This is a genomic window from Salipiger pentaromativorans (assembly GCF_024721115.1).
Taxonomy (GTDB): Bacteria; Pseudomonadota; Alphaproteobacteria; order Rhodobacterales; family Rhodobacteraceae; genus Salipiger; species Salipiger pentaromativorans.
Genome location: NZ_JAMDHK010000030.1, coordinates 14,772 through 19,097 on the forward strand (window position 1 = coordinate 14,772; position 4,326 = coordinate 19,097).

At 65.9% G+C, this 4,326-nt stretch carries 4 protein-coding genes; 1 reads left to right on the forward strand and 3 read right to left on the reverse strand.

The window, feature by feature from the left end:
* Positions 1-35 precede the first annotated feature (35 nt).
* Positions 36-1,115 (forward strand): LysR family transcriptional regulator, encoded by a 1,080-nt coding sequence (locus M4578_RS25100; RefSeq protein WP_258095870.1) that lies wholly within the window; start codon positions 36-38, stop codon positions 1,113-1,115.
* Between the two features lie 13 nt (positions 1,116-1,128).
* Here the strand turns inward: M4578_RS25100 and M4578_RS25105 are convergent, their stop codons facing one another.
* The 3 genes from M4578_RS25105 to dctP form a co-directional block, all read right to left on the reverse strand.
* On the reverse strand, positions 1,129-2,412 hold the full coding sequence (locus M4578_RS25105; RefSeq protein ID WP_258095871.1) for a TRAP transporter large permease: 1,284 nt from the start codon (positions 2,410-2,412) through the stop codon (positions 1,129-1,131).
* Positions 2,412-2,990, reverse strand: a complete 579-nt coding sequence (locus M4578_RS25110; protein WP_258095872.1) for a TRAP transporter small permease — start codon at positions 2,988-2,990, stop codon at positions 2,412-2,414. Before M4578_RS25110 ends, M4578_RS25105 begins: the two co-directional genes overlap by 1 nt.
* Before the next feature lie 104 nt (positions 2,991-3,094).
* On the reverse strand, positions 3,095-4,138 hold the full coding sequence (gene dctP / locus M4578_RS25115) for a TRAP transporter substrate-binding protein DctP (RefSeq protein WP_258095873.1): 1,044 nt from the start codon (positions 4,136-4,138) through the stop codon (positions 3,095-3,097).
* Between the last annotated feature and the right edge of the window lie 188 nt (positions 4,139-4,326).

The following is a 4,326-nucleotide window of genomic DNA, read 5'->3' on the forward strand; positions in this document are numbered from 1 at the left end:
TCCCGATGCAGCGCGATCGGAGGGGAGGCCGCCGCATGGACATCACGCTCAAGCAACTCGAAATCTTTCGCTGGGTGGTGATCGCGGGGTCGATCACCAAGGCGGCGCAGCGCATCGGGCTGTCGCAGCCCTCGGTCTCGCAGCATCTCGCGCGGCTCGAGGAAACGCTGGATTGCCAGCTCATCATCCGCGGCCGCACCGGACAGATCGCCATGACCCCCGCCGGGGAGTTCTGGTTCAAGTCCAGCGAAGAGATGATCGGCCGGATCTCGGCCATCGTGACCGAACACGAGAACACCTTCCAGAATTCCAACATGGTGCTGCGGCTCGGTACGACGCCGGCGCTGCGCGGCAGCTTCACCGCCGCCGCCGCGCGCATCGCCCAGCAGGAGCCGCAATTCGTCAAGTTCGAGCTGGTCTACGATCTGAGCAGCACGCTTCTGGTCGAGCAACTGCGCATGCACAAGATCAATTTCGCCGTGGTCGCGCGTTCGGCGATTCAGAACGACAGCTCGTCCTTTGCCCTGGCCAAGCTCTTCGACGACAAGATCGCTTGGGCGGTGCCGGTCTCGATCAGCGAGGCGGACGCGCGGCGGGCGCTGGTCGAACGCGGCGACCTCAAGGCCATCTCACCGGTGCTCGCGCGCTACGTGGAGATCGAGCCGACGGCGCCGCTGCGTCCCGCGTCGGACGACTGGTACCGGCATTTCCTGCCCTCGGCGATGCCGGTTTTCGGGTCGCCGACCTTTGCCAATTCGATCGAATTCGTGGCCGCGGGGCTGGCCACCTGCCATATTCCGATGTCACTTTTGCCGACGCTGCCGCAGCACATCCGCAGCCGCGTGCGGCTGTTCCTGGTGCCCGGGCTGGTGACGCCCACCATGCTGGCGATGCGCAAGCACCTGCTGACCCACCCCGCCTATGCACGGATCTACCGCGAGCTGGCGCAGTATTGCCGGACGGAATACGCCGCCGAGATGACGGATTCCCGGATCAAGAGCCTCGGCGATCTGATCGGGCCGGAGGCGACCCTGCCGGTCACATACAAGTCGCGCACCTATATGGGCCCCTTCGTCGCCGATGACGAAGAGCTTGAAGCCGCGGCCCGGATCTGAGCGGCGCGCGGCCTCAGTTCATCGTCGAGGGCAGCCAGGTCACCAGCGCCGGGACGGCCGAGAGCAGCAGGATCAGCGCGAGATGCGCAATCACATGCGGATAGGCGCCGCGAAAGACCTGGGTCACCGGGATACCGGTGTATTTCGAGATCACGAAGACATTGAGGCCGAGCGGCGGGGTGACCATGCCCACCTCGCCGGCGATGATGGTGATCACCGCGAACCAGTAGGGATCGAACCCCAGTTGCAGCATCAGCGGCGCGGCGATCGGGACCGTGACGATCATCATGGTGATCAGGTCCATCACGCATCCCAGCAGGATATAGGTCACGACGATGATCAGCAGCACCAGCCAGCGGTTCAGCCCCGCCGCGCCGACATAGGTCATGAGGTCCTGCGCGATGTGGCTGAGGGTTATGAAATAGCCGAAGATACTGGCCCCGATGAGGATCAGCGCGATCATGCAGCTTGCCTCTGCGGCGGCGACCAGAGCGCGGTGGAGCTCGCGCAGCGGCACGCGCCGGTGCAGGCACAGCAGCGTCGCCGCCAGCGCGCCGAGCGCCGAGGTCTCGGTCGCCGTCGCGATCCCCAGATAGATCGCCCCGGTCACCAGAGCGAAAAGCAGCAGGAACGGCCAGGCCGCGCGCATGGAGACCAGCTTTTCGCGCAGCGTATAGCGCTCTGCGGCCGGGGCGTGATCGGGGGCGCGCCAGACCAGGAACAGCACCGTCGCCATGATCGTCAGCGTCACGAGCAGACCGGGCGCAAGCCCCGCGATCAGCAGTTTCGACACGCTGATATCGGCGATCACCGCATAAAGCACCATCGCGACGCTGGGCGGGATCAGCATCGCCAGCGTGCCGGAAATCGCCGCCACCCCCGAGGCGAGCCGGGCGTCGTAGCCCTGTTTGACCATGCCGGGAATGCTGGTCGAGGACAGGGTCGCGGCGGCGGCGGTGCTCGAGCCCGAGATCGCGCCGAAGGCCGCGCCGGTCAGCACCGTGGCATGGGCGAGCCCGCCGGGCACGCGGCCCGTCCAGGTCTTTGCAACGTTGAAGAGGTCGTCGCTGATGCCGCTGGCGATGATGAGATTGGCCATCAGGATGAACATCGGGATCGCGGTCAGCTCGTAAAGCTGGATCGAGGCGAGCGGGCTGGTCGACAGGATCCCCGTCACCATGCCCGGGCCGATCAGCAGATAGAGCCCCGACACGCCGGCCACCATCAGGGTGAAGGCGACGGGCAGGCCGAACAGCAGCAGCGCGATGAGCAGGGTGATGCCGGCGGAGATGGCCATCAGGGGGTGTCCTCTTGTTTCGGGGGGTGTCCGGCGGCGGGGGCGGGGTCGCCCGCGGGGCGGCGCCCGCTGATTGCGGCGGCAAGATGCCCCAGCGCGATCTGCACCGCGCGGATCGTCAGGATGCCCATGCCCGCCGGCACGATTGCCTGGCTGGGCCAGATGGGCCAGGAATGGGTGCCGGTCGTCGCGAGCTTCGCGGCCCAGCTCTCCTGCGTGTTGAGGAGCCAGAGCCAGGTGATCCCTCCGGTGACCAGCGCGGCCACGATCAGCAGCAGCCCCATGCCGAGGCGGTGGAAGCGCCAGGGCAGGACCTGTTCCAGCACATCGACGGCGACATGGCCGCCGCGTTTCAGCGTCGCCGAGAAGGCAAGGAACATCGAGCCGGGCAGCAGGTAGAGCAGCACGAGATCGTGCACAAAGCCCAGCGGGCTGCTCAGGAAATAGCGCAGCACCGCGTCCAGCGAGACCAGCAGCATGATGGCGACCATCATCGCGGCAACAAGGGCGAGCAGCAGGCGTTCGAGCCGGTCGAGCGTCCGGTCGAACGCGCGGAGGAGACGGGTGAGGGGCGACATGCGGTTTCCGGGGCTTGGGGCATGACCCGCGGCGGTTCCGCAGGAGAAAAGCGGCGCCGCGACCAGAGACCACGCGGCGCCGTGCCGAGGATGCGGCAGGAGGATTACTGTCCGGCGCGCAGGGCTGCCTCATAGGCGGCCAGGGCCTCGGAGGCGGGTTTTCCGCGCCCGTCGACCTGTGCGGTCCAGTCGTTGGCCACCGGCGCCAGCGCAACATCGAGCGCGTCCCGCATTTCCGGCGAAACCTCGACGATCTCGCTGCCCGAGGCGCGGAACACGTCCCGCGATACGGCTTCCTGCGCGTCGAGATAGCGGCAGAGATTGTCTTCGGCATATCTGCCGGCATCGACCATGGCGGCCTGCACATCGGCGGGCAGCGCCTCGAAGGTCTTGTCCGAGACCATGACAAAGATCGCGCCCGCGCCCATGGGATAGCCGGTCAGGCTGTAATCGGTCGCGGTCTCGAGCTCGAAATCCTGGGCGCCGAAGAAGGACATCATCACGCCGTCGATGGTGCCCCGGGTCAGCGAGTTGAAGGATTCGATGCCGGGGATCTTGATGCCGACCGCGTCCAGCTTGTCGAGCGACATTTCCTGCACGCCGCCGGTCGGGCGCAGCTTCTTGCCCTTGAAATCCGCCAGCGCGCGGATCGGATCGCGCGAATGGATCGAGAAGCCGGGCATCATGAAATAGCTCAGCGGGCGGATTCCGATGGGGGCGAAATCGGCGTCATAGACGACGCCGCCCACATCGCCCACCGCATGGAAGGCGGCGGCGGTGTCGCAGGCGTCCTGCACCAGCCCGGGCAGCTCGATCAGCCCCGAGAGCGGCAGCTTGTCACCGTGAAAGGTCGGGCTGACCTCGGCGATGTCGGCAACGCCGTTTTCGAGAAGCTGTACCATCTCGGTGGCCTTGCCGATCTGCTGCGCGGGGTAATATTCCCACTGCACCCGGCCGTCGGTCAGCTCGGTGACCTTGTCCATGAAGACATGCGAGCCGTGTTCGACCATATTGTAGGTCGGTGGCAGGAACCCCGCCATGCGCAGCGTGATCGTGTCCTCGGCGGCGCTGGCCGCCGTGCCGCCCAACACCCCGATGCCGACGCATCCGATGGCCAGCGTGTTCCTGAACATTTGTTCCCCGAGCATTTTCCCCTCCTCCGGAAAGCCGTGACATTCTGGAGGTATACAGGGGTTTCAATTGCAAATCCCAATGTGACACCCTCAGGATTTCTTATGCCGGGGCTGTTAGGGAAGGTCTGAAAAACCTCGCGCTCTGAGGGGTTTGGTATAGACTTTGCGGGACGAAGAAGGAAGCCCCATCATGCCCAAGCAGC

Coding starts and splice junctions, on each gene's coding strand:
- M4578_RS25110 (WP_258095872.1), bottom strand. CDS start 2,990: ATGTCGCCCCTCACCCGTCTCCTCCGCGCGTTCGACCGGACGCTCGAC.
- M4578_RS25100 (WP_258095870.1), top strand. CDS start 36: ATGGACATCACGCTCAAGCAACTCGAAATCTTTCGCTGGGTGGTGATC.
- M4578_RS25105 (WP_258095871.1), bottom strand. CDS start 2,412: ATGGCCATCTCCGCCGGCATCACCCTGCTCATCGCGCTGCTGCTGTTC.
- dctP (WP_258095873.1), bottom strand. CDS start 4,138: ATGCTCGGGGAACAAATGTTCAGGAACACGCTGGCCATCGGATGCGTC.